General features: G+C 39.5%; 2 protein-coding genes and 1 pseudogene. All 3 read right to left on the bottom strand.

Translation table 11 applies throughout. The annotated features are described in order from the left end of the window. Positions 1–232: 232 nt before the first annotated feature. Positions 233–1276, bottom strand: a complete 1044-nt coding sequence (locus ACFINA_RS09525; RefSeq protein WP_375615513.1) for a tyrosine-type recombinase/integrase — start codon at positions 1274–1276, stop codon at positions 233–235. A 2-nt stretch (positions 1277–1278) separates the two neighbouring features. Continuing rightward, a complete protein-coding gene (locus ACFINA_RS09520) occupies positions 1279–1527 on the bottom strand; it encodes a hypothetical protein (RefSeq protein ID WP_375615512.1) in 249 nt (82 codons plus the stop codon). Positions 1528–1639: 112 nt separating this feature from the next. Beyond that, positions 1640–1822, bottom strand: a pseudogene (locus ACFINA_RS09515) (exonuclease); the annotation flags it as partial.

The following is a 1822-nucleotide window of genomic DNA, read 5'->3' as shown; positions in this document are numbered from 1 at the left end:
ACCCTTTGAGAACACCTTTAAAACTCTTTGAAAAAAAATGAATTGGTACAAAACCTAGTGGCAAAATATACAAAACCCGCTGGCAAGCTACAGTCATATAAAATCAAAAAGTTATAGCGCCATAAAAGTGCTGTGGCGGAGGGGGTGGGAGCGTTATATTTATATAAAATCAATAAGTTATATAAAAGTTCGGGAGTTTTGATTCCGTTGATTATTTTAACTTATTTTATGTCTATCCCGAACCTTTTTGTAGCTTTTTGATTGCTTCTATTGCAAGTCGTTTTCTATCAGCTGTTTTGGTATAAAGGGATGCCATTTTATCTTCTGTCCAGCCAAAAAGCGCTTTCATTTGCGAAACTGTCGCACCAGCATTGGCTGCACGTGTTGCTGCTAATTTTCGCAATCCGTGCGCTGATTTTTTAATACCCGCCGCATTACATGCTTCACGAAAGAGGTTGCCAAAACTTTCTTTGACAAGCTTATTTCCACCTTTACCACAAATAAATGTTTCATTACCTATGGGACCAATTTTAAGGGTTTCCTCTAGTTCTGGTAAAATAGGAAGAAAAACATCTGTTTTAAATTGGCTCTTTTCTGTTTTGAGATAAATGATATTATCTTTGACGTCTTTCCAGCCGATACGAACGGCATCACCACGACGCAAGCCTGTATAAAGAAGAACATCAATCCAGACGCGTTCATGTGTACCATGTGACCAACGGTGATAATATTTGTCTATGTCCTCTTCTAGCCATGGCAGTAATCCCTCACTGTTTAAAGATTTTGGTGCTTTTATATTAAAGGCAGGATTTCTATTTAAAAGGGCATTATCAACCGCCCAATTAAAGAGACCGTTTAAAGAGGTCAAAAAATGTTTTGCAGCCGCGGGGGTCTCTCGCCTTCTGTCTACGGCTTCAAGCATGTGTTGTTTGTTTATGCTTTTATATGCACGATTACCGATATGTTTAGAAACATTATTCAGAATTCGATATTTAACTTTTTTAGTAGATTCTGATTGATTATGCCATTGCATGCTTTGTAAATACTGATGCAACAACCAATCGAAAGACCCTTCTGTGAGTCTGGTACGCCTCTTTGTTTTGGAGGAGCCATTTTGAGCTTGCTTAAGAGCAAGCGTATAATTATCGACAAACTCTTGCGTTCCATAGGTTCCTTCAATCCGAAACCGTGGTCCATGACCAATACGTACATACCATATGATTTTACCATGGCGTGTGCGTTCACGAACAAGATGCGGTGGACGGCGTTTTGGCATGGCTAAAACTTTATACCGTCAACAGAGGGACACGATTTGCTGGTATCGTAGTCTTTTTGTTCATTTTCAAGCGGTGGAAAATCGACAATGCTATAAGTATTATCTATCGTTCTGGGTGTTACGATTTTATTGATATGAATTAATAATTCACCAGTAGGCTTGATTTCTACAACCTCTGCTCCTTGTTTTTTAGCTTCTCGTAAAGCACGTGCAATGGCTGGTTGTGTTATAGTAGGTTGGCGGTGTGCCATATCTGTTCCCCTTCATTTTAGATGCAATTCCCCCGTGGCGTGAATCACGCATGTGTTAAAAGTTGTTAGTAAATGGGTGGGGGTGCTGGGAGGAGAGAGCACCCCCATAGGTTTAAGCAGCTTTTGCCAAAATCTTTTGCATCTCTTGTTCTATTTCCCCTAAAAAGATTTCGACCGCTTTATTGATCTCTTCAATGTGTTTCTCATCACGATTGACGCGTTTGATTTTCATTCTCAAACCAGTAGATTTGCCTACAAAGTTTGGATTATAGCTCATGAAATCACACCATTTGCG

The organism is Bartonella sp. AC10YNML (genome assembly GCF_042196825.1).
Lineage (GTDB): Bacteria > Pseudomonadota > Alphaproteobacteria > Rhizobiales > Rhizobiaceae > Bartonella.
Note: the sequence above shows the minus strand (reverse complement) of the source record. Positions and strands in the feature narration are given on the sequence as shown.